Origin of the sequence: Arthrobacter sp. 135MFCol5.1 (assembly GCF_000374865.1) — a bacterium.
In the GTDB taxonomy this organism is placed as follows: Bacteria; Actinomycetota; Actinomycetes; order Actinomycetales; family Micrococcaceae; genus Arthrobacter.
Genome location: NZ_KB895464.1, coordinates 60,386 through 81,117, shown reverse-complemented (window position 1 = coordinate 81,117; position 20,732 = coordinate 60,386). Strand labels below are relative to the sequence as shown.

Genomic DNA, 20,732 nt, shown 5'->3' with positions numbered 1-20,732 from the left:
CCACGGCGCGAGGAACCACTGCCATGACTGCCACCCCGGAAACGGATACCCCGCCGGCCCGCGGCAAGCGGCCGAAACAGGGCGAACCGGTCATTGACCGGGCGCTGAGCCTGCTCGCCGTCTTCTCGGACCGGCGCCGGGCACTGACCCTGTCCGAGTTGGCCCGGTACGCGGAGATGCCGGCGCCCACGGCGCTGCGGCTGATCGCCCGGCTGGTGGCGTGGGGTGCATTGGAACGGCTGGACGACGGCCGCTATGTGGTGGGGGTCCGGCTGTGGGAGGTGGCGTCGCTGTCGCCGCGCGGGCACGGGGTGCGGGAGATCGCGCTCCCCTACCTGGAGGACCTCTTCGAGGTCACCCGGCACCACGTCCTGCTGGCGGTGCGGGACAACGAGCAGGCGGTGCTGATCGAGCGGCTGTCCGCGAAGGACGCCACCGAGGTGGCGTACCGGGTGGGCGGCCGGGCACCGCTCCGGTCCACGGCCATCGGCCTGGTGCTCCTGGCCGGAGCGGACCAGCAGTTCCAGGAAACCATCCTGAAGCGGCCGCCGGAGATCGAACCCGGCGTATCCGAGATGCCCGAGGGCCAGCTGCGCCGGACCTTGTCCGATGTGCGGCGGACCGGCATCGCCATGATCCGCCGCAGCCTGCCCTCCCGGACCGTGTCCGTGGCATCGCCCATCTTCGACGCCCAGGGTGCCGTGGTGGCGTCCCTGTCCATCGTGGTTCCGGACGGCTCCACGCCGCCGAACGTCCTGGCCCCGGCGGTCCGCGCCGCCGCCAGGGCGGTGTCCCGCAACCTCGGCTTCCAAGCACAGGCAAGCGCGGACGTCAGGACGCACTCCCAGGGGTAACGGCGGCACCGGCCGCGTCAGTCCTTGCCGCCTCAGTCCTTGCCGCAATAGTCCAGGCGGCGAACCACGACGTCTCCTTCCACGGCGTAGGCGCCGAAGGCCCGCCCGGTAAACGCCTTGGCGGTTTCAAACGCCCAGTGCCTGCCGTCCAGTTCGGTGAGCAGCACCTCGCCGGCACGGCCATCCGGGGCAGCATCAGGTGCCGCATGCCGGGCGAGGAGGCGGATCCTGTCGCCGCCCACGGCACCGGCCGTGAAATCGCGCGACGGCGGCTCGGCCAGGATCGCCAGTTCAACGTCACCGTGCGGGAGCGTTGCGTCCCAGGTGCGGTCAAAGCCTGCGACCACGGCCCGCGCGGTGACCGTCACACCTGCGCTGCTGCTGCCGGCTTCAACGCCGAACCAGTTGTCCTCCGCGTTGCGCACGGCGATGCCGCCGCTCCCGGCAGTGACGTCCAGGACGGCCCGCACTTCGATGCTCTGATGGCGCTGCCGCTGGGCGACGAAGGCGGGCCGGGCCGCGCCGAGGGTGTTTCCGTCTCCACTGATGACCAGCCCGCGGTCCGTTGGCGTGGTGAAGTCCGCAGGTGTCCGCCGGACTCCAATCCAGTGCAGGTGGTCCAGGCCGGCACCCCCGGTGAAGTCATATTCGGTCCGTTCCGGCAGGACGGCGGACGGCACCGGCAGGCTCGCGTACGGCCAGTCGTCATCCCAGTCCACCGTGGTCAGGAAGGTTTCGCGGCCCAGCGGGGAAAACGCCTGGGTGAGGCCCACCGGACGGACGCCCAGCAGCACCATGGCGGTGCCGCCGTCGGGAAGCTCCACCAAGTCTGCGTGCCCGGTGTTCTGGATGGGCCAGCCCGTGCCGGCCGCGGTGAGGATGGGGTTGTGCGGCGCCGCCTCGAAGGGTCCGTCCGGCTGGCGCGAACGGGCCACGGTGACGGCATGGCCCCTGTCCGTCCCGCCCTCGGCCGCCAGCAGGTACCACCAGTTGCCGCGCCGGTAGAGGTGCGGACCCTCAGGCGAGTAGAGTCCGCTGCCCTGCCAGAGCGGCCTGGGCTCCTCCAGGGCCGTCCCGGTCTCCAGGTCCACGCGGAACCTGCTGGATCGCGTCCGGGTGCCGGGCGAAGGTCACGTACGCGGTTCCGTCCTCATCCCAGGCCAGGTCCGGGTCGATGCCGTCCACCGCGTCGATGACAATCCCGTCGCTCCAGGGGCCGGCGGGGTCTGTGGCAGTGAACAGCACGCAGCCGCGGCCCCCGAGGAAGACCGAAACAATCAGGTGGAACACGCCGTCCCGGTACCGGAGCGTCGGCGCCCAGACCCCTCCGGGCGTCGGGACGTTGGCAACGTGGACCTGCTCCTCACGCGTGGCCACATGCCCGATCAGCTCCCAGCTTTGCAGGTCCTGGCTGTGATAAACCGGCAGTCCGGGAAGGTATTCGAACGATGACGTCACCACGTAGTAACCGTCCGGGGTACTGACAATGGTCGGGTCCGGGTTGAAGCCGGGAAGGATGGGGTTGGAGTGCATCCAGCCATCCTTTCGCCTGGCCCGGTCCACCGTGTGGCCTTATTTCATTCGTTGAAACGCGTTCCGGGGCCGGCGGGGCGGGCCGCTACGCGAAGTTGCCGCGGCGGAGCTCAACATCCTGGATGCCGGACAGGCGCACGGTGGTCCGGTGGCCGTTCCAGATGACCTCCCGGTGGACGGGCGCGGCAGACCGCAGCACGGCGCTGTCCAGGACGCCCCCGGACCAGCGGATGTCCACCTCGATTCCACCCACCGCCCGCAGGCCGGTCACCGATCCCTCGCGCCATGATTCCGGCAGGGCAGGCAGCAGCCGGATGGCGGCCGGGTCCGACTGGAACAGCATCTCGGCGATGCCGGCGGTGGCACCGAAGTTCGCATCGATCTGGAAGGGCGGGTGGGCGGTGAAGAGGTTGGGATAGACCCCGCCGCGCCCGTCGAAGCCCTCCCCCGCCACCCGGAGTGCCAGGTTCAGGCTCTCCTCAGCTTTTGCCGCGTTGCCAAGCCGCGCCCAAAGGGCGATGCGCCAGGCCATGGCCCAGCCGGTGGACTCGGGGCCGCGGAGTTCCAGGGTCCTGGCAGCGGCGGCGGCGAGCGCCGGCGTGGCCTCCGGGTTCCACTGCAGCAGGGGATAGACGGCCGCCAGGTGGGAGGTGTGCCGGTGGTCCGGTGCATGCTCAGTGGCCGGAAACGACCATTCCCGGATTTCTCCCCGGTCACCGGTGGCCGGCCCGGGAAGGGCGTGCACCTTGTCCGCAAGGTCCGCCAGCCAGGGTGGGTCCTCCGCCAAGGCTGCGGCGGCGTGCCGTGCCGCATCGAGGAGCCCGCGGAGGAGGGAAACATCCATGGTGGAGGACCGGCTCACCGACGCCGGCGCGCCGTCCGGGGCGACGTACTGGTTCTCGGGAGAGGTGGACGGTGACGTGTGCGTTCCGGTCTCCGTATCCCCAATGATCCAGTCCAGTGCGAAGAGGCATGCCCCTTCGATGGCCGGCCAGGAAGCCCGCAACCGGCCGGCATCCCCGGTGTAGGCGTAGTGCTGCCAGGCTGACTGGACCAGCCAGGTGCCTCCCATGGCCCAGCTGGCCCACATGGAGTCGCCTTCGCCGGCGCCGGCGGCAAACGGGTAGCCCCAGGGATCCGTGTTGTGGTGGACCGCCCATCCCCGCGCACTGTACAGGGCGGCAGCGGCCGGGCCGGTGCGGGCAAGCGTGTCCACCAGCTGCAGCAGTGGTTCGTGGCATTCGGCGAGGTTGGCGGGCAGTGCCGGCCAATAGTCCATTTCCGTGTTGATGTTCACGGTGTAGTTGCTGCTCCACGGTGGCGGCAGTTCCTCGTTCCAGATGCCTTGGAGGTTGGCCGGGAACCCACCGGCGCGGGAGGAGGCAATCAACAGGTACCGGCCGTAGTGGAACAGGAGGGAGATCAGTGCGGTATCGGTCTTGTCCACTTCGAAGTCGCGGATGCGCTGGTCCGTTGGCTTCCCCGGACCGGAGCCTGCGCCGGCGTCCGGGCCGAGACCCAGGCGGACCCTGCCGTAAAGCCCGGCGTGGTCGGCCAGGTGGCGTTCCAGCACGGCCTCCGCGGAGTCCTGGAGGGCCCGCGCCACCCGGCCGGTGAGGAGCACGGCAAGGTCGCCAGGGGAACCGGCGGTGTTCGCGTGCCGGCCGGCGTGCGGACGGGCCAGCACCGTTCCTGTGGCAATGGCCAGCCGCACGGAACGTGCGCCCGTGACCGCGAGGACCCCCGCGGTGACGTCCGCAGCCCCGTCCGTGGCGATGCCGGCATGGACTGCTCCGGCGCGGGAGTCGCCGTCGTAATGGATATGCTCGGCAGTCCGCTCAAAGGCGGGCGCCACGTCGCTGGGCAGCAGCACCCGCAGGCGGAGCTCGTTCCCCCACTCATGCTCTGCGGCGTCCTGTCCAAGGGGCCGGATGCCGTCGGGGTGCAACCCGATCCGGACGGTGATGGGAGCGTCGGCGGTGATCTCGTGGATGATGACGGCGTCCGGGTGGGAGGCGAAGGTCCGGTGCCGGACCTCGGCGCCGTCAACCACGTATCGGTGCCCCGCGGTACCGGTCCTGAGGTCGAGCCACCGGGCGGGCCCACCGTCAACAGCTGCGGCGGACCCGGCAACGTCCACTGCCAGGACAGCGAACGGCAGGTATGCCTGCGAATGAGTGCCCTGGAATGCCAGCAGCAGCTCTTCCGCCCGCCGCACATCCCCGGCATCCACCGCCGAACGGACAGCGTGGAGCGTGGCCGGTCCGGCGGATGGGTCCAGTGCCGGTGCGGACCGGCTGGTTGGCCCGGACCACGCCGAACCTTCATTGAGTTGGAGGCGCTCGCCACCCACCAGGCCGCGAACCGTGGCCCCTGCGAGTCCGTTGCCTACCGGCAGGGACTCGACGAACCGTTCCGCCGGGCCCCGGTACCAGAGCACGTGGGCGGGATCGGTGCCCGGCGCTTCAACCGGCCCCGCGGATCCAGGCGATGCCCCCGCTTCAGCGCTCAGTACTCGCCCTTGATGACGAAGTAGGAGCCGCGGATGGTGCCCGCAAGCTTGGACTTCTGGCGGGCGAACTTGAAGCTGGACGCCAGTTCCTCCGGAACGTCCATGCCGTCCGAGAGTTTGAACCCGACCGCCCGCTTGCCGCCTTCCGCAATGCCGTACATGACGTTGATGGACAGCCCGGACTCATAGAACACGTACGTCATCCGCAGCCCGTCCACTTCGAAGGAGGACACCTCGAGCGGTTTGGACGAGATCACCAGGTTCCGCTCGGTGGAGAGGATGTTGTGGACATAATCAACCGTTTCCGGCGCCTCGTCCGCGGGGACCACGGTGAAGTCGTGGTCGTATTTGTTCTTGTAGTAACGTGCCTCGTTGGCCCGCAGCCCGGCCAGCGCGTCGGCAACGGGCGACGATTCCAAACCAACGGTGGACACGTTCTTGAAATCCACGGTGTACGGCATGAGTCCTCCTGGGAATGGTCCTGTGCCACATCGTTGCAGATCAGCGCCTCCACTGCACCTCACTGATGCAGGCGGAGGCTGTTCCCGTCGATTCTTGCAGCTGTGAGCCGGACCCGTTCGTTCGGTGTGTCGTTCGGCCCCCGGCGGAGGTTCTGCGCCGTCCGGGAGACGCAGCGGCCTGGCCCAGGGGGCCGAGGAGGCCGTGAACAGCAGGACCGGCTCACCAACGGCGGCGCGAAGATCATGGGCCAAGCGGACCGCGCACATGTGGCCGTCGGCGGTCCCCGGTTCCTCCTGCGTCCCTTCCGTCCCGCGGCTGTAGACCAGCCACCGGGCGCCGGCGTCGTCAACGTAGAGTGTTCCATCCAGGCAGGGCTGCGCGGCCGGGGTGACCGGTCCGTCGCTCCACGGCCGGTAAGGGCCGATCGCCGCATCGGCAACGAGCACCACAACGCCCCGAGGGCGGGCCCGGGACGATGTTGCGAGCGTGGCAAACATGAAGAACCGCCCGTCCAGCGAATACACCTCCGGAGCCCAGAACTGGGTGTCCGCCCAGAAATCCGCCGGCGGCCGGAAGGCGGCAAAAGGGCCATCCCAATGTTCCAGGTCCTCGCTGGTGTAGCAGTCAAAGCCGGTGGCCGGTCCGCCCCACACATTTTCATCGCTGGTCCCGAACAGGACGAACCCGCCGGGAGCGGACTCCAGGATGAACGGGTCCCGCATCCTGATGGCGTCGAGGCGCAGGGCAGGTTCCGCCCGGGCAGCGGCCCCCATCAGCGGGCCACCGACGGTTCCCGCACCGCAACAGGGCAGTCAAAGTGACGCGTCCCGCCCTCCGTGGCGTGCCGGGAACCGTCCGGAAGCACGACGTCGGCCGCCACCCCGGCAGGGACGGCCGCCTCCAGGCGGAACGCACCGCCGTCGAGCGTCCATTCCACCCGGACCTCGCCGTGCGGGGTTTTCAGGGCGGTTTTGGCCCAGCTGATCCCTTCCCCCGGCTGCGGGGCGATGAGCACCCGGGCGTAACCGGGTTCCAGCGGCCGGATGCCGCCGATGGCTTTGTGCATCCAGTCGGCCACCGCGCCCAGGGCGTAGTGGTTGAAGCTGGTCATTTCACCGGGGTTGATGGTGCCGTCCGGGAGCATGGAATCCCAGCGTTCCCAGACCGTGGTGGCGCCCATGGTCACCGGGTACAGCCAGGACGGGCAGCCCTCCTCCAGCAGCAGCCGGTAGGCCTCGTCCACGTGGCCGGTGTCCGTCAGCGCGTGGGTGATGAACGGGGTGCCGGCGAACCCGGTGGACACGCGGTAGTCGTTGGCCCTGACGAGTTCGGCCAGGCGGTTCCCGGCGAATTCCCGCAGCTCCGGGGTGGCCAGGACATCGAAGGCGATGGCCAGCGCGTAGACCGTGGTGCAGTCGCTGCGGATGGTGCCGCCGGCTGCCACGTAGTGTTCGGCGAAGGCGATCCGCACCCGGGCGGCGAGCGTCTCGAAGTACGCTTCGTCGTCGTGCTTTCCCAGCAGCCCGGCAGCCTGCGCTGTGAGGCGCGCGGTGCGGTACATGCAGGCGGTGGCCACCACGCCGGTGTCCGCCTTGGCCGCCCATGGCTGGTCCGGCGCGGCGTCCGGGTCCAGCCAGTCGCCGAACTGGAAGCCGGAGTCCCACAGGCCGGTGGGCGAGAGCAGCCCCTCCACGCGGCGGGTGTGCGAGGCCATTGACTCATACTGGTTCCGCAGCACGCTGATGTCCCCGTAGGCCTCCCAGAGTGCCCACGGCACCCACACGGAGGCTTCGCTCCAGAGCGCCGAGGATTCCGGGGCCGGGAATTCGGGCGGCTGCGGGCAGTACTTCAGGGCATCGGGCACTGTGATGGGTACCAGGCCGTTTGCCGCTTTTTGCTCGGCGGAGAGGTCCAGCAGCCAGTCCTGCAGGAAGCCCTTGACGTCGTACAGGTAGGCGGCGGTGGGGGCGAAGACCGCGATGTCGCCGGTCCAGCCCAGGCGCTCATCGCGCTGCGGGCAGTCGGTGGGCAGGTCCAGGAAGTTCCCGCGGAGGCCCCAGACGATGTTGCGGTGCAGCTGGTTGACGAGCTCGTTGGAGCATTCGAAGGTGCCGGTGCGCTCAAGGTCGGAGTGGACCACCACGGCCTCGACGTCATCCGCGGTCAGCGTTCCCGGCCAGCCGGCGATTTCGGCGTAGCGGAAGCCGTGGAAGGTCTTGGTGGGTTCAAAGACGTCTTCCCCGCCGGAGAGGATGAACGTGTCCGTGGCCTTCGCGGACCGCAGGGGCCGGACACCGAGTTCGCCGTTTTCCAGCACCTCGGCATGTCGGACGGTGATGGCCTGCCCGGCCTCGCCCCGAACGGTGAACCGGAGCCAGCCCACCAGGTTCTGGCCGAAGTCCACCAGTGTCCGGCCGCCGGGTGAGGTGAGGATTTCCACGGGACGGACGACGCCGGAGCGCACCACCGGCGGGCCGACCGGCTCACCGAGCCGGCCGCCGTCGAACGTCAGTTCACGCACGCCCGTCCAGTCAGCGCCGGGCACATAGCCGGGCTCCGCCCAGCCCTTCTGATAAAGGCGGGCGTCGATGGTCTGCCCGTCGTAGAGGTCGTTGAAGGTGGTGGTGGAGGGGCCTGCCTGCCAGGTGGTGTCCGACGCGATCGATTGGACGTGGCCGTCCTCGAACTCGATGTCCAGCTGCCCGAAGAACCCCAGTTCACTGCCGTAGAGGTTGGACATGCCGTGCCAGGCCAGCCGGCCGCGGTACCAGCCGTTGCCCAGCTCCACGCCCAGCACGCTGGTGGGGGCCACCAAGGACGTGACGTCATAGCTGCGGTAGCGGAGCCGCCACTCGTAGGAGCTCCAGCCCGGGCTCAGGACGTCGTCCGCCACCGGTGAGCCGTTGATGAACGCCTCATAGACGCCGAAGGCGGTGGCCCGCAGCGTCGCCCTCACCACGCCGCCGTGGCCCTCCTCGAGCGCAAATTCCTTGCGGAGCCGAGGTGCGCCGTCGAAGTCCTGCTCGGGCGAAATCATGGCGGCGAGCCAGGGAGTGGAAGTCATGGAAGAAGGGGTCCGTTCTGAAGTTGAGGCAAGGGGTTCAGGCGTAGTGGCAGGCGACGTCGGCCGTCCCCACCCGGCGCAGCGCCGGCCGCTCGGTGGCGCACAGGTCGGTGGCCAGGGGGCAGCGGAGCCGGAAGGGGCAGCCGCCGGGTGCGGGGACCGCAGCCGCCCCGGTGCGGACGCCCAGTGATTCGCGGGCTTCGCGGCGCGCCGCCTGCTCCGCCGGACGCGGCACCGGGGAGGCGGCCACGAGCGCCTGGGTGAAGGGGTGCCTCGGGTTTTCGGTGACGGCCGCGGCAGGTCCGCTTTCCATCACCTGCCCGCGGTACAGCACCACCACGCGCTGGGCCAGGAACTGGACCACGGCGATGTCGTGGGCGATGAACAGGTAGCTCAGGCCCCGCTCGTCGCGGAGGTCGGCCAGCAGGTTGAGCACCTGCGCCTGGGTGGAAAGGTCCAGGGCGCTGACGGCTTCGTCGCAGACCACCAGCTGGGGATCGCAGATGAGGGCACGTGCCACGGAAATGCGCTGGCGCTGGCCGCCGGAGAACTGGCTGGGGTACCGGTCCACGGCGTCCCGCGGCAGGCCCACGCGTTCCAGCATGTCCTCCGCCTTGGCCCGTGCCTCTGCCGCGGACAGGCCGCGGAGGCGCAGCGGTTCGGCCAGGGACGTGCCGATGGTGTTCCGCGGGTTCAGCGATGAGTTGGGGTCCTGGAAGACGGCACGCAGTTCCCCGCCCAGGGCCCGGCGCTCCGCGGCGCCGGCGGAGGTGATGTCCTTGCCCTGATAGGTGATGGTGCCGCCGGACACCTTTTGCAGGCCCAGGATTGCCTTGCCGATGGTGGACTTTCCGGATCCGGACTCCCCCACCAGTCCCACAGTCTCCCCGGGTGCGATGCTGAAGCTGACATGGTCGACGGCGGCAGGGGCCGCGGCTGCCTTCCGGCCCCGGCCGTAGCGGACCACCAGGTCCTTGACCTCCAGCATGGGGGTGGCGTCGGAAGGCGGCGTGGAATCGCGGCGTTCGGTGACTGCGGTGCTCATGCCAGGTCCTTTTCGACGATGGTCTGCAAACTGCGCGGGTTCTGTGTGGGGGTGATCTCCAGGGCGCGGGCTGCGGGTACGTCCGTGGCCAGCCAGTCCATGCCTTCGACGGCGAGCTGGTCCGCTTTGACGCACCGCACCAGCCCTTCGCCGGCCCCGGAGGGCAGCAGCGGCACGGGTTCCAGGCAGGCGGACCCGGCGAACTGGCAGCGGGCGGCGAACCGGCACCCGGTGGGCCAGTCCTTGGGCTGGGGGACCTGACCTTGAATCGTGGCGAGGCGTTCCGGCATGTCGTTTGCATGGTTGGCGTGCGGGTCTGCGGCAAGCAAAGCCAGGGTGTAGGGGTGCCGGGGATTGTCCAGGATGCTGTCCGTCCTGCCGTTCTCCACCACCTGGCCGGCGTACATGACGGCAACCTGGTCACAGATGTCCGCCACCACGCCGAGGTCGTGCGTCACCATCACCACGGACATGCCGGTGTCCGTCACCAGGGAGCGCAGCAGGGACAGGATTTCGGCCTGCACCGTGACGTCCAGGGCGGTGGTCGGTTCGTCAGCCACCAGCAGTTTCGGCTGCCCGGCGAGCGCCAGGGCGATGGCCACGCGCTGGGCCATGCCGCCGCTGATCTGGTGCGGATAGGTCTTCAGGATGCGTGCAGCGTCCACGATCCCCACCTTCTCCAGAAGGTTCCGGGCTTCCTCCCGGGCCTCCGCCTTGCCCATGCCGCGGAGCCGCCGGATGGTGGCGGTGAGCTGGTAGCCCACCGTGAACATGGGATCCAGGGCGCGCATGGGTTCCTGGCTGATCAGGGCGATGTCCCGGCCGCGGACGGTTTCCATGGCTTTGTCGGTGGTGGCGGCAAGGTTCCTGCCGTTCCAGAGGATCTGGCCGCCCGTGACGGAGACCCCGGACGGCAGCAGACCGAGAAGGGACAGCGCGGTCATCGTCTTGCCGCAGCCGGATTCCCCCACCAGCCCCAGGACCGTGCCTTGTTCGACGTCGAAGGAGACATCGGTGACCAGGCGGACGCCGCTGCCCGCACCGGTACTGTCGACGCCGACGGAGAGGTTGCGGACGCTGAGCGTCCCCTTCGCCACGCCATCCTGCGTGACGGGAGCGGGGGCTGCTGAAGCGATGGTGGCGACTGCCTTGGCGCGCTGGCGCCGGGCGGCGGCGGAAGGCAGATGTGAAGCGGTGGCGTTGGGCGCCTTGCCGAGGGCGTTGCCGATGGCGTTGGCCGACAGGACGGTCAGGGCAAGGCCGGCGCCGGTGGGCACCATCATCCAGGGTGCGTCATAGACGTGCTGGGAGGCGCCTTGAATCATTCCGCCCCAGCTGGGCTGCGGGATGGGCGGCCCGAATCCGATGAACGCCAGGCCTGCCTGGATCAGCATGCCGACGGCGAAGATCAGCGCGGCCTGGACGACGATGGTGTTGGTCAGGCCGGGCAGCACATGGCGCAGGCTGATACCGGCGGTGCTGACACCGTCCACTTTGGCGGCGTCCACGTACAGCTGCGACTGAAGGGATTTGGCCTGCCCGAGCATCACCCGGTAGATGCCGGCCGAGATCAGGACGCCCAGGATTCCCATGATCATCGGAATATTGGTTCCCACGGCACCGATCACGGCCAGGATGATCACGGTGCCGGGCAGCGACATCATGATCTCGGTGACGCGGCTGACCGCGTTCTCCACGCGCTCGCCGGCGGCTGCGGCCAGCATCGCAAGAAGCGTTCCGAGTCCGACGGCGACTATCACCGTGATTATTGACGTCCCGAGGGTGCCGGCGGCGGAGGCGAAGATCCGGCTCAGGAGGTCACGGCCCAGTTCATCCGTGCCAAGCCAGTGCGCGGCGGTTGGGCCGGAGAGCACGGCGGTGAAGTCCTGGTCCTCGGTCTTGAACGGCAGCCAGAGCGGGGCGGTCAGGGAGGCGGCCACGAGGACGGCCAGCCAGGCCACCCCTGCGATGCTCCCGAACGAGCCAAACAGCTTGCTGCCAGTGAACTTCTTCGGCGCGCCCTGGCGACGTGTCTTGCGAAGGTCCGCGGCCGTCGTCGGCTGTGCTTGGTCTGCGGGCGCGGGGGCAACGTTGGGAATCATGAGGCACGCAACTTCGGGTCGAGGAACTTGGTGGCGAGTTCCAGCACCAGGTTCACGGCGACCACCACCACGGTGGCGATCACCACCACGCCCTGCACGGACGGGGCGTCATGGGTGCTGACGGAGTTCTGGACGGCCTGGCCCAGGCCGGGCATGGCGAACAGTTGCTCCGCGATGACCGACCCGCCGAACAGCTGGATGAACTGCAGGGCGATGCCAGCCACAATCGGGAGGCTGGCATAGCGCAGGGCATGGACGTAGAGGATTTTCCAGGTGGGTGTGGCCGTGGCACGCAGCGTGCGGATGTGTTCCTGCTGCAGGGCTTCGAGCATGGAGGCACGGGTCTGCCGGGCGATGAATGCCCCTCCGCCCACCGCCAGGGTGATCACGGGCAACGCCAGGGACAGGGCCCAGTCCTGTGGGGAGGATTCGAAGGGGACATAACCGGTTGCCGGGAAGACGGAGGACTGGACTGCCAGCAGGTAGACGAAGATGATGCCGATCCAGAAGGCGGGCAGGGCAACGGCCATGCCTGCCACTCCACCGATGATCCGGTCCACGACGCCGCCGCGGACGGCTGCGGTGACGCCCAGGCCGATGCCAAGGACCGCGCTGAGGACGGTGGCGCCGGCAGCCAGCGACGCGGTGACGGGCAGCCGGCTGGCGAGGTCGGCGCTGACCGAGCGGCCGTCGATGAGCGAGACGCCCAGGTCGCCCTGGACGGCGGAACCGAGCCAGGTGAAGAACTGCGCCGGCAGCGGATCGTTCCAGCCCATCCGCTGGTTGACCTCGTCGATCGCCTGCTGGGAGGCGCCTGCGCCGAGGGACACGGCCCCAGGGCTGCCCGGCATTGCGTGCACCAGCAGGAATGCCAGTACCGCAACCACCAGCACGGTGGCAAGCGCCATCAGCAGGCGCTTGGTAATGAATAGTGCCATGGTGACCTCCATCGGTCAGGCCCTCCCCGGGCGGCCCTGGCCTTGGTGGACAAGGGCCGCCCGGGACGGTGCGGGTATCAGCTGGCCGGCGTGTAGGACGAGAGGAGCGGGTAGGCGTTGGTGCCGGCGAACTTCACCTGCGCCACCTTCTTGGTGTTGTAGCCCTGGTTGGTCAGGGCCTCGTACAGCGGGATCATCCAACCGGATTCCACCAACCGGGTGTTCAGCTTCGTGGCGGCGGTCTTTACGGCGGCGTCGTCCTTCGCTGCGGCCAGCTCGCCGGTGGCGGCGCTGAGCTGGTCATCGGTGGCCTTTTGGACGTTGGTGAATCCGTTGAGGATGGCGCCGTACATCACGCCGACGGGGTTGTCCCAGTTCAGCGGCGCGTAGCCCAGGGGCGTGGTGGCGACGGCGGCGAAAGCTTCGTCGGTGGAGGCGGCCATCTTTACGTTCATGGTGATGCCGACGGCGGCGAGGTCCTTCTGGACTGCCTGCAGGTCCGTCTGGGTCTGCGCGCCGGCGATGATGGTGAACTCGAACCCGTTGGGGTAGCCTGCCTCGGCCAGCAGGCTCTTGGCCTTGTCCGGGTTGTACGCGAACTTGGTTTCGAGGTCCTTGGTGAAGCCGGCCGAATCCTTGGGGAGGGCATTCCAGGCGGGGATGTCACCCTTGTGCAGTGCGTCCACCAGGGCCTGGCGGTTGATGGCGTACTGGATGGCCTGACGGACCTTCTCCTGGGCGAACGCCGGGGCGGTCTTGCCGATCTTATCGAAGGAGATCATGGTGTTGACCGTGCCGCCGATCTGGGAAACGCCGACGCCCTTGGACTTCGCGAAGTCAACGGTGTTCGAGGTCAGCATGGCCACGTCGGCCTGGCCGGAGACCAGGGCGTTGGCGCGGGCCTGCGGGTCCTGGACAACACTGAAGACCACCTTCTTGTAGGCGTACTTGGAAGCGTCAGCGCTTTTGTCGTTCTTCACCAGGACGTACTTGTTGCCCTTCACGGTGGAGGGGTCAAGGGTGTACGGGCCTGAACCGTCAGGGGTCGCCGCGAGGCTGGAGGTGTCGGCGACACCGTTCTTGCCCACGATCATGCCGGTGGTGGAGGCCAGGTTCTTCTCGAATCCGGGCTGCGGCTTGGCGAAGGTCAGGGCCACCTGGGTGGGGCTGACCACGTCCACGGAGGTGATTTCCTGGGCGCCGCCCTTGGCGACGGCGGAGTAGGCGCTCAGTGCGGGATCGGACCGGCGGTCCAGGTTGGCCTTGACCAGGGCGGCATCCAGTTTGGAGCCGTCGGTGAACGTGACGTCATCCTTGAGGTTCAGCGTCAGGACGGTGTTGTCCGCGTTGTAGCTGAAGTCCTTGGCCAGGCCCGGACCTGCGGAACCGTCCGGCTGAAGGGTCATCAGGCTGTCGTAGAGGCCTTCGAAGAACTGGCGCTGGGCCGCGGAGACGCGCAGCGGGTCGAAACCGAAGGAGGCTGAGTCGCTGTCGATGGCCAGGGTGAGGCTGCTGGTATCAGCCTTTGCGGCGGCCTGGCTGGACCCGCCGCCGCAGGCGGCCAAGGAACCCATCAGCAGGGCACCGGCCAGAACGGCGGAGCTCGCACGGGCGGTGGAGTTCGGAAGTTTCATGTAGTGCGCCTTTGCATTCTGATGTGATGACGGAGGAACGGATGTGGGGGCTGGCTGCTCGCCGGCTCCCTTCAAGAATCAGCCGGGGCCGCAGGCGCCAAACATGACAATGTCATTGATTGAAAAAGTATTGTGGCGGCGGTCACGCCGGGCGGAAGGATGGATGGAAGGCAGCGAAGCCTCGGACGCCCGCACGCGTCCATCACGAAAGGAACCCCATGACCAACCCGTTCCCCCGCGACTTCCTTTGGGGCGTGGCCACCGCCGGCCACCAGGTGGAAGGCAACAACGTCAACAGCGATACCTGGTTCCTGGAGCACCTTCCCGGAACCATTTTCGCTGAGCCGTCCGGGGATGCCGTGGACCATTACCACCGTTACCGCGAGGACATCGCACTGATCGCCGGCCTCGGTTTTACCAGCTACCGTTTCTCCGTGGAATGGGCCCGGATCGAACCGGAGGAAGGCCAGTTTTCGGTGGCTGCACTGGACCACTACAAGCGGGTGCTGGAAGCCTGCCATGACCATGGACTCACCCCCGTGGTCACGTTCCACCACTTCACGTCACCGCTGTGGCTCCTTCGGATCGGCGGTTGGGAGGGCAGCCGGACGCCCGAACTCTTTGCCCGCTATTGCGACCGGGTCATGGCCCACCTGGGTGACCTGATCGGCGTCGCCTGCACCCTGAACGAGCCCAACCTCCCTTGGCTGCTGGAGTCATTCGGCATCGGCGGGGAAGCCCCGGAGCACCGCGGCATGGTGCCCATCTGGGCCGCCGCCGCCGAGCGCCTGGGCGTGGAGGCCGCCACCCTCGCGCCGTTCCAGTTCTGCTCCACGGAGGCGGGGTTCCAGGTCAAGGTGGCGGCGCACCGGGCCGCCACCAAGGCCATCAAAGCCCATCGCCCGGACCTCCAGGTGGGGTGGACCCTCGCAAACTCCGATATCCAGGCGCTGCCCGGTGGCGAAGGGATTGCAGACCAGGTGCGCCGCGACGTCAACGAACGCTTCCTCGAAGCCTCCCGCGGCGACGACTTCGTGGGCATCCAAACCTACGGCCGCACCGTGTACGGCCCGGACGGCCATGCCCCGGCGCCGGAGGGTGTGCCCACCAACCAGATGGGCGAGGAAATCTATCCCCAGGCGCTGGAGGCCACCATCCGCGAGGCCAACAGGATCGCCGGCATCCCGGTGATTGTCACCGAGAACGGCCTGGCCACCGAGGATGACACGCAGCGGGTAGCGTACCTGCGGACGGCCGTCGACGGCGTAGCTTCCTGCCTCGCGGACGGCATCGATGTCCGCGGGTACATCGCCTGGACCGCGTTCGACAACTTCGAATGGATCTTCGGCTACGGGCCCAAGTTCGGCCTGATCGCCGTCGACCGCTCCACCCAGGAACGGACCCCCAAGGAGAGCGCACGCTGGTTGGGGAACCTGGCCAGGGAGCACGCCCGGGCCGGGGCACCGCAGCCCGCCTAGCACCAAGGGCAATGGTCCGGGTTTCCACGGGAAGCCCGGACCATTTCTGTTCCGCCGGAACCGGCGGCGCATTCGCTAGGCTGGGACATGCCGCAGACTGTCGCGGCGAGAATGGATTCGGGGGATCTGTGCCGCGGTCAGGCCAGTGGGGCAGGGCGTACTTTGCCGTTCAAGCTGTCGCCGGGTGTTTGTGGTGGATTGCGGTATTCCTGGACCCGGCGGTGCGCCGGGCAACGCTGGGAGGCCTGGACCCGGTCCTTGTTGCCGTATTCGACGTTCCGCTGTTTGTCCTTGCCTCTGCGGCCGCAGCCTGCGGAGTGCGGTCAGCAGCGGTTGCCAGCACCGTGTGGACCACCGTTGTTGCCGTCGCCCTGGCCGTCTATGCCACGGTGAGCACCCAGGCGGGCCTCGGTGTGCTGGCCATGGGCGCCGCCACTGCGGGGTCGGTTGCCGGACTGTGCCTGGTGCTGTTAGGCCGCATCCCCACGGCGTGGATTGTCCGGGGCCCGTTTGCGTTCCGTCCGGCCCCGAAACGCACCAAGGCAAGAGTCCATGTTGCCGCCACGTTCGGACAGATTGTCGTGTTCTGGGGTTTCTTCCTCGGGCTGGTACCGGCCTGCCTGGCCTTTCTCGAGCAGCGCTGGGGGTTGGGCCTGGACATCCCTGCCGTTGCCGTCCCGGCCGGCGTCGCCATCCTCATCCTTGCGAGCGCTTTGGGGATCTGGTCTGCCGCCGTGATGTCCACCCTCGGGGACGGGACACCGTTGCCGTCCGTGATGGCAAACCGCCTGGTGGTTGCCGGGCCGTACCGCTGGATCCGCAATCCGATGGCGGCGGCGGGCATTGTGCAGGGGGCCGCCGTCGGGCTCATCCTGCAGTCGTGGCTGGTGGTTGGCTATGCGGTGCTGGGCTCACTGGTGTGGAACTATGCCGTCAGGCCACTGGAAGAAGCAGACCTCTCGAAGCGTTTTGGCCAGGAATTCCAGCGCTACCGCGAAACCGTCCGGTGCTGGATCCCGACTTTTCCAGGCAGCCGCACCGCTAATCAACGGCCGGTTCGCGGATAACCAGCACCGGGCAGTGTGCGTGGTGGATGGTCTGGTGCGAAACGGAGCCAAGCATCATGCCGGTGAATCCGCCGTGGCCGCGGGAGCCCACCACTATAAGGTTGGCATCTTTGGACGCCTCGATGAGCGCCGAAGCCGGGTTCCCCTCCACGACGCGGCCGGTGATGGCAACGTCCTGGTCCTTGACGCGTTCCAGCTCCGCCTCCAGGATCGCCTGCGCGTCCTTCTCGAAGATTTCATAGTCCCAGGCGGTGCCCAGTGCGTCACTGACGTAGGGGAAGTTCCAGGCGGTTACGGCCTGCACCTCACCGTGCCGCAGCCTGGCTTCCTGCACGGCCCAGTCCATGGCGGCCCGTGACTGGTCCGATCCGTCCGTTCCCACCACGATCTTGTACTTTCCGTTACCGGCCATGGCTCCCCTTTTCCGTTCCAGGCTTCCAGCCGGGTCAGCCCTGGCCGGCGGCGGCGCCCTGGGCCGGAACGGCCACGGTGGAGTGCTCGGCTTTGGGGGCCTGGTGCGGATTTCCCGCTTCCTTGGCACAGTGGAGGCAGCAGTAGATGCCTGCTTCGCTTTCCACCGGATGGCCCAGGATCCGGCAGCCGCAGTGCTCACAGGCGGGAGCCATCATGTGGATTGCACACTCAAAGCTGTCGAACGTGCCGGTCTGGTTTCCCATACTGACGGTAAACATGCGGCCCTTGCTGCTGCCGCAGACATCGCACGCGCCCATTGTCCCTGCCTCCTGATATTGCTGCCTGTTCCGGACAATCAAGTTGACCGCTTGGAGCCTTCTCCTGCCTAGGGGCGAAGGTCCTCCGGCAGCTAGAGGTGGCGGAGGTAGCGTTCGGGCGAGTCCATGAACCGTTGCCAGCTCGCCACGAGCTCCAGCTCCGCCCAGGACCGGGACCGCAAACCCTAAGGCCCCGCTTCCAGGATGGTCGCGCCGGGCAAGGCGGCCAGCAGCGGCGAATGGGTGGACATGATCACCTGGGACTGGCCGCCGGCCAACAGTTCCTTCAGGACGGACAGGAGGCTCAGGCAGCCCGAAAAGGACAGTGCGGATTCCGGTTCGTCAAGGACCCAGAGTCCGGCTCCGCGGAACCGGTCGGCTGCCAACTGCAGGAAGGACTCGCCATGGGACATGTCATGGAACGGGATGTCCGGCGTGAACGTGCTGGGATTCTTTTCCAGGTAGGTGTACAGCCCGTGCATTGTCTCGGCCCGGAGAAAGTAGCCCCGCCGGGTGGCGCCCGGGTTCCGGACCAGCTGCAAATGGTCGCTGAGGACGGACTCAGTAGGCCGGGTGGTGTGCCTGGCGCCCGTGGAACCGCCCTCCGGGGACAGCCCGTAGGCGAGCGCGATGCCTTCCACCAGCGTGGATTTACCCGAGCCGTTCTCACCCACCAGGATGGTGGCCGGGCCCAAGTCGAGCCCCTGGTCGAGGACTTGGGCCACCGGCGGCAGGACGGCCGGCCAGCGTACGCGGTCAAGGACGTTCGAGGGGTCCTCTGCCAGCCGCCGGATCGGGTAGGAGCGCAGGGGCATGGGCCCATTCTTACAGGAAAAGATTCTTCTCCACTTCACCCATCCATCCCGGGTCCCGCTCCGAAGTGGAGTGGAACAGGTGTACCAAAGGCTAGGACGGGACAATGGATGCCGTGGACCAGCAAGCCCTGACGGGGGCCGTCATCAAGGAGCACCGGCTGGATATCTGGCAGCTGTGGATTGAGTTCGTGGGGCTGGGCGGCGACGCCTCGGAACAGCTCATCCGTGCGTACTGCGCCGGCGAAGCCACCCTGTCGGCGAAGGAACGGGACGCCCTGTCGTTGGCCGTCAATGAGCACTGCACTGCCAGGGGGCTGCCGCTCCGGGCACCACTGAGCAGTTCCGCCCTGCTCCTCGTGCACACCGGAAAGGACTCCCCGTCGGGAGGCCTGCAAAGCTAGGCAGGCCCCCGGGGAAGCCGTGGGCCTCCCCGGCGACGTAACCTGTCAACCATGACCCTCCTCTCCACCCCCGGCGGTTCCCTTCGCGGCACCTCCCTCGGAACTGACGGGACCACCGTCCACCGCTTCCTTGGCATCCCGTACGCCGGGCCGCCGTCGGGCGTGAACCGCTTCCGCCCGCCCGTGCCGCTGGAGTCGTGGGACGGGGTGCTGGACTGCACCGCCGCCGGGCCTGCGGCACCGCAAAACCCCGAATCCCCGGCACATCCAGGTGCCGTGCCGCGGAGGTGGAGCGAAGACGGCTGCCTGAACCTGAACGTCTGGGTGCCGGAAACCGGCGGCCAGGCGCGGCCGGTGATGGTTTGGATCCACGGCGGTGCGTACCTGCTGGGCGCCAACAGCGATGCCATGTACGACGGCGCCAGGCTCGCCGCCGCGGCGGGCGCGGTGGTGGTGTCCATCAATTACAGGCTCGGCGCGCTGGGCTTCCTGCACCTGGCGGACCTGCTGGGGGACGGGTACGTCGACTCGTCCAACGTTGCATTGCTGGACCAGCTGGAGGCCCTTCGCTGGGTCCGCCGCAACATTGGCGCCTTCGGCGGCGACCCGGGGAACGTGACCATTTTTGGCGAGTCGGCAGGAGCCGCGGCGATTGGCACCCTGCTGGGGATGCCGGCATCGGAAGGGCTGTTCCGCCGGGCCATCATGCAAAGCGGAACGGCCGAGCGCTTCCGCCAACCGGAGGAGTCCGCGCGGATCAGCGCGGCATTCCTTGACCTGTGCGGCCTGGCCCCCTCGTCTGCAGCGGAACTCCTCACCCTCCCGGCGGAGCAGCTGCTGGCAGCGCAAAAAGGCCTTGAGAAGCGTTTCGCCGCGCAGTCCTACGCAGTCCCGCTCCCCTTCCAGCCGACAGTGGGGACGCCGTCATTGCCGGCGCCGCCGCTCGACGCGGTCCGGAACGGGGTGAACAGCGGCGTCGACCTGCTGATCGGAACCAACCTCAACGAGGGATCGTTTGCGGTGGAGATGCGCCCGCCTTCGCCGGCCGACCCCGGATACCCGGAGCGTGCCGCCGCCGTCCTTGCCGCGGCCGGGATTCCTGCCGCCCATGCCGCCGGATACGCGGACGCGCTGGAGGAGGTGCTGCAGCGTGGACCGGCAGGCAAGGAGCTCCTGGAATCCGCCATTGCCGATTCCCTGTACCGGCAGCCCAGCAACCGGCTCCTGGCGGCACGGCGCGCGGCGGGCGCCGCCGGGAAGAGCTTCGCCTACCTGTTCACGTGGCGCAGCCCGGCCATGGGCGGCAAGCTCGGGGCCTGCCATGCCCTGGAAATCCCGTTCGTCTTCCGGCACCTGGACGCACCGGCGGCGGCTTTCCTCACCCGCGGCAGCGCACCACGCCGGCTCAGCGGCGCCATGAGCGGGGCCTGGGCAGCTTTTGCGCGGACGGGGTCACCGGACACGGCCCAGCTGGCATGGCCCGAGTACGGGCACGGACGCAGCACCATGGTGTTCGACGACGAGACGCGCCTCGAGGCCGACCCGCGCGGTGCGCTCCGGGCGTTTTTTGAGGCTGTCAGCCCGCTGCCAGCGAGTTAAGCGTGTCCCGGATGCCGTTCAAGGCGGGGTCCCGCAGGGAGTTGAAGGCCGGTTTCAGCAGCGGCTGGATGATCTTGGCCGGCCCGTTGATGCTGAACTCGGCCGTGTACGTGACCACAGAACCTGTGCCGCTGGCCCGGACGTCGATGGAGTCGTACGAGGTGACGGTCTTGTTCTCGCCCCGGAGCTTGATGTGGTTTTCCGAGAGCTCGATGACCTCGTAGGTCAGGGCCTGGCGTTTGCCGCGAAACTCGGATTCGGCGTGGTACTTGTGCCCCACGGCCACCGGTCCCGGCGTGATCTTGTCCATGACAGAGGTGTTGGGGTCCCATTTGCTGGTGTTCTCGAACTCGCTCAGGAAAGCAAAGGCCTTCTCCGCGGACAGGTTGGTTTCCACACTTCCGGTGACTGTGATCATCACCCCAGTGTAGGAGGACCAGGGCGGGGAGCGGCGGCCATTCTGCGCCGTGGCCCCGCCCAGCTCCGGGGCAGGGCCT

Annotated in this window: 18 protein-coding genes and 1 pseudogene; 5 read left to right on the top strand and 14 right to left on the bottom strand. The window is 68.3% G+C overall.

Features of this window, described 5'->3' with window-relative positions; genetic code table 11:
• Nucleotides 1-23 precede the first annotated feature (23 nt).
• A complete protein-coding gene (locus tag C563_RS21530; protein ID WP_018763253.1) occupies nucleotides 24-854 on the top strand; it encodes an IclR family transcriptional regulator in 831 nt (276 codons plus the stop codon).
• 32 nt (nucleotides 855-886) lie between these two features.
• Here the strand turns inward: C563_RS21530 and C563_RS22945 are convergent, their stop codons facing one another.
• From C563_RS22945 to C563_RS0116845, 10 genes and pseudogenes are all read right to left on the bottom strand, one after another.
• Entirely contained in the window at nucleotides 887-1,945 is a 1,059-nt protein-coding gene (locus C563_RS22945; protein ID WP_018763252.1) for a family 43 glycosylhydrolase, read from the bottom strand.
• Complete coding sequence (locus tag C563_RS22665) at nucleotides 1,872-2,387, bottom strand: family 43 glycosylhydrolase (protein ID WP_026265003.1); 516 nt, start codon at nucleotides 2,385-2,387, stop codon at nucleotides 1,872-1,874. The genes C563_RS22945 and C563_RS22665 overlap by 74 nt, the downstream gene beginning before the upstream one ends.
• Before the next feature lie 85 nt (nucleotides 2,388-2,472).
• Nucleotides 2,473-4,827 carry a glycoside hydrolase family 95 protein gene (locus C563_RS0116875; RefSeq protein ID WP_018763251.1) on the bottom strand — a complete coding sequence of 785 codons (2,355 nt, stop codon included), beginning with the start codon at nucleotides 4,825-4,827 and terminating at the stop codon, nucleotides 2,473-2,475.
• 68 nt (nucleotides 4,828-4,895) lie between these two features.
• Entirely contained in the window at nucleotides 4,896-5,360 is a 465-nt protein-coding gene (locus C563_RS22850; RefSeq protein WP_026265002.1) for a hypothetical protein, read from the bottom strand.
• Nucleotides 5,361-5,528: 168 nt separating this feature from the next.
• Nucleotides 5,529-6,083, bottom strand: a pseudogene (locus tag C563_RS22845) (family 43 glycosylhydrolase); the annotation flags it as partial.
• A gap of 50 nt (nucleotides 6,084-6,133) precedes the next feature.
• Nucleotides 6,134-8,425 (bottom strand): alpha-L-rhamnosidase, encoded by a 2,292-nt coding sequence (locus C563_RS0116865; RefSeq protein ID WP_018763249.1) that lies wholly within the window; start codon nucleotides 8,423-8,425, stop codon nucleotides 6,134-6,136.
• Nucleotides 8,426-8,462: 37 nt separating this feature from the next.
• A complete protein-coding gene (locus C563_RS0116860) occupies nucleotides 8,463-9,470 on the bottom strand; it encodes an oligopeptide/dipeptide ABC transporter ATP-binding protein (RefSeq protein WP_018763248.1) in 1,008 nt (335 codons plus the stop codon).
• Entirely contained in the window at nucleotides 9,467-11,572 is a 2,106-nt protein-coding gene (locus C563_RS0116855; RefSeq protein ID WP_018763247.1) for a dipeptide/oligopeptide/nickel ABC transporter permease/ATP-binding protein, read from the bottom strand. Before C563_RS0116855 ends, C563_RS0116860 begins: the two co-directional genes overlap by 4 nt.
• Nucleotides 11,569-12,522 carry an ABC transporter permease gene (locus C563_RS0116850; RefSeq protein ID WP_018763246.1) on the bottom strand — a complete coding sequence of 318 codons (954 nt, stop codon included), beginning with the start codon at nucleotides 12,520-12,522 and terminating at the stop codon, nucleotides 11,569-11,571. The genes C563_RS0116855 and C563_RS0116850 overlap by 4 nt, the downstream gene beginning before the upstream one ends.
• Nucleotides 12,523-12,587: 65 nt before the next feature.
• Nucleotides 12,588-14,144: an ABC transporter substrate-binding protein gene (locus tag C563_RS0116845; RefSeq protein ID WP_018763245.1), complete on the bottom strand. Its 1,557-nt coding sequence runs from the start codon at nucleotides 14,142-14,144 to the stop codon at nucleotides 12,588-12,590.
• A 218-nt stretch (nucleotides 14,145-14,362) separates the two neighbouring features.
• On the opposite strand from C563_RS0116845, the gene C563_RS0116840 reads away from it, so the two are divergent.
• Entirely contained in the window at nucleotides 14,363-15,622 is a 1,260-nt protein-coding gene (locus C563_RS0116840) for a glycoside hydrolase family 1 protein (protein WP_018763244.1), read from the top strand.
• A gap of 128 nt (nucleotides 15,623-15,750) precedes the next feature.
• Entirely contained in the window at nucleotides 15,751-16,689 is a 939-nt protein-coding gene (locus tag C563_RS21525; RefSeq protein WP_043424375.1) for a methyltransferase family protein, read from the top strand.
• Here C563_RS21525 and C563_RS0116830 read toward each other — a convergent pair.
• The 3 genes from C563_RS0116830 to C563_RS21520 all read right to left on the bottom strand — a co-directional run bounded on the left by C563_RS0116830 (nucleotide 16,664) and on the right by C563_RS21520 (nucleotide 18,235).
• Entirely contained in the window at nucleotides 16,664-17,101 is a 438-nt protein-coding gene (locus C563_RS0116830; RefSeq protein ID WP_018763242.1) for a universal stress protein, read from the bottom strand. The genes C563_RS21525 and C563_RS0116830 overlap by 26 nt on opposite strands.
• Nucleotides 17,102-17,135: 34 nt before the next feature.
• Complete coding sequence (locus C563_RS0116825) at nucleotides 17,136-17,381, bottom strand: hypothetical protein (protein ID WP_231369914.1); 246 nt, start codon at nucleotides 17,379-17,381, stop codon at nucleotides 17,136-17,138.
• A 224-nt stretch (nucleotides 17,382-17,605) separates the two neighbouring features.
• Complete coding sequence (locus C563_RS21520) at nucleotides 17,606-18,235, bottom strand: AAA family ATPase (protein WP_018763240.1); 630 nt, start codon at nucleotides 18,233-18,235, stop codon at nucleotides 17,606-17,608.
• Between the two features lie 104 nt (nucleotides 18,236-18,339).
• Here C563_RS21520 and C563_RS0116815 point away from each other — a divergent pair, with 104 nt between their 5' ends.
• Together C563_RS0116815 and C563_RS0116810 are read left to right on the top strand one after the other, a co-directional pair.
• Entirely contained in the window at nucleotides 18,340-18,636 is a 297-nt protein-coding gene (locus tag C563_RS0116815; protein WP_018763239.1) for a hypothetical protein, read from the top strand.
• Nucleotides 18,637-18,687: 51 nt separating this feature from the next.
• Complete coding sequence (locus C563_RS0116810; RefSeq protein WP_018763238.1) at nucleotides 18,688-20,235, top strand: carboxylesterase/lipase family protein; 1,548 nt, start codon at nucleotides 18,688-18,690, stop codon at nucleotides 20,233-20,235.
• Here C563_RS0116810 and C563_RS0116805 read toward each other — a convergent pair.
• On the bottom strand, nucleotides 20,213-20,653 hold the full coding sequence (locus tag C563_RS0116805) for an SRPBCC family protein (RefSeq protein ID WP_018763237.1): 441 nt from the start codon (nucleotides 20,651-20,653) through the stop codon (nucleotides 20,213-20,215). The two genes, C563_RS0116810 and C563_RS0116805, sit on opposite strands and share 23 nt — an antisense overlap.
• Nucleotides 20,654-20,732 lie beyond the last annotated feature (79 nt).

What these genes read in the sequence shown, in the direction of transcription:
- C563_RS21530 (WP_018763253.1), top strand. Translation starts at nt 24, where the DNA reads ATGACTGCCACCCCGGAAACGGATACCCCGCCGGCCCGCGGCAAGCGG.
- C563_RS22850 (WP_026265002.1), bottom strand. Translation starts at nt 5,360, where the DNA reads ATGCCGTACACCGTGGATTTCAAGAACGTGTCCACCGTTGGTTTGGAA.
- C563_RS0116865 (WP_018763249.1), bottom strand. Translation starts at nt 8,425, where the DNA reads ATGACTTCCACTCCCTGGCTCGCCGCCATGATTTCGCCCGAGCAGGAC.
- C563_RS0116845 (WP_018763245.1), bottom strand. Translation starts at nt 14,144, where the DNA reads ATGAAACTTCCGAACTCCACCGCCCGTGCGAGCTCCGCCGTTCTGGCC.
- C563_RS0116860 (WP_018763248.1), bottom strand. Translation starts at nt 9,470, where the DNA reads ATGAGCACCGCAGTCACCGAACGCCGCGATTCCACGCCGCCTTCCGAC.
- C563_RS0116810 (WP_018763238.1), top strand. Translation starts at nt 18,688, where the DNA reads ATGACCCTCCTCTCCACCCCCGGCGGTTCCCTTCGCGGCACCTCCCTC.
- C563_RS22665 (WP_026265003.1), bottom strand. Translation starts at nt 2,387, where the DNA reads ATGCACTCCAACCCCATCCTTCCCGGCTTCAACCCGGACCCGACCATT.
- C563_RS0116850 (WP_018763246.1), bottom strand. Translation starts at nt 12,522, where the DNA reads ATGGAGGTCACCATGGCACTATTCATTACCAAGCGCCTGCTGATGGCG.
- C563_RS0116805 (WP_018763237.1), bottom strand. Translation starts at nt 20,653, where the DNA reads ATGATCACAGTCACCGGAAGTGTGGAAACCAACCTGTCCGCGGAGAAG.
- C563_RS0116825 (WP_231369914.1), bottom strand. Translation starts at nt 17,381, where the DNA reads ATGTTTACCGTCAGTATGGGAAACCAGACCGGCACGTTCGACAGCTTT.
- C563_RS0116815 (WP_018763239.1), top strand. Translation starts at nt 18,340, where the DNA reads ATGGATGCCGTGGACCAGCAAGCCCTGACGGGGGCCGTCATCAAGGAG.
- C563_RS0116830 (WP_018763242.1), bottom strand. Translation starts at nt 17,101, where the DNA reads ATGGCCGGTAACGGAAAGTACAAGATCGTGGTGGGAACGGACGGATCG.
- C563_RS0116840 (WP_018763244.1), top strand. Translation starts at nt 14,363, where the DNA reads ATGACCAACCCGTTCCCCCGCGACTTCCTTTGGGGCGTGGCCACCGCC.
- C563_RS0116855 (WP_018763247.1), bottom strand. Translation starts at nt 11,572, where the DNA reads ATGATTCCCAACGTTGCCCCCGCGCCCGCAGACCAAGCACAGCCGACG.
- C563_RS21520 (WP_018763240.1), bottom strand. Translation starts at nt 18,235, where the DNA reads ATGCCCCTGCGCTCCTACCCGATCCGGCGGCTGGCAGAGGACCCCTCG.